This window comes from Citrobacter sp. TBCS-14, assembly GCF_005280805.1.
Lineage (GTDB): Bacteria > Pseudomonadota > Gammaproteobacteria > Enterobacterales > Enterobacteriaceae > Citrobacter > Citrobacter gillenii.
Map to the genome: position 1 here is coordinate 1 of NZ_SZWM01000856.1, position 220 is coordinate 220.

Annotated in this window: 1 pseudogene; it reads left to right on the plus strand. The window is 53.2% G+C overall.

What is annotated here, in order from left to right:
• Positions 1 to 220, plus strand: a pseudogene (locus FDX22_RS30175) (two-component sensor histidine kinase); the annotation flags it as partial.

Here is a 220-nt window from a genome sequence, read left to right on the forward strand (position 1 = left end):
CAGGCAGACAATAATCAGTTGATCCCGGAAAAAACAGCGCTGAATCTTGCGGATGAGGTCAGTAAAGTGTTCGACTTTTTCGAAGCCTGGGCGGAAGAACGCGAAGTCAGCCTGCGCTTTGAAGGTCGGGCATGCCGGGTTTCTGGCGACCCGTTAATGTTACGCCGGGCAATGAGCAACCTGCTCTCTAACGCAATGCGCTATACGCCCAAAGGCGAAT